The sequence below is a fragment of the Vibrio sp. 10N.222.48.A3 genome, from assembly GCF_041475345.1.
Lineage (GTDB): Bacteria > Pseudomonadota > Gammaproteobacteria > Enterobacterales > Vibrionaceae > Vibrio > Vibrio tasmaniensis_A.
This window is the reverse complement of sequence record NZ_JBFRVX010001811.1, coordinates 1-339: the sequence shown is the minus strand read 5'-3', so window position 1 is coordinate 339 and position 339 is coordinate 1. Positions and strand designations below refer to the sequence as shown.

Annotated in this window: 1 pseudogene; it reads left to right on the top strand. The window is 41.3% G+C overall.

Annotated features, from left to right (window positions below):
* Positions 1 to 65: 65 nt before the first annotated feature.
* Positions 66 to 339: pseudogene (locus AB4653_RS29015) on the top strand (histone deacetylase); the annotation flags it as partial.

Below are 339 nucleotides of genomic sequence, written 5' to 3'. Positions count from 1 at the left end.
AATTAGGGTTGTCGCCAAGTCTGAGACTGTTATGATTTTGAGAAAGATACGCAATTTACTTGATTATGATTCCTTTAATTTACCACCCAATCTATTCGCAGTTACCTTTACCAGAAGGTCATCGTTACCCAATCAACAAATATCTGTTGTTACACAGTGCTGTTGAGGCGCTAATGGATAGCGATCCACAATGGGGTAATGCATTCGAAATGTTCCAGCCAATGCCTGTTTCGGTAGAACAAGTAAAGCAGGTACACGATGGTGAATATGTCGATTTGCTAGTTTCTGGAAATTTGCCAGCAGCAAAAATGAGACGTATCGGCTTTCCGTGGAGTGAAC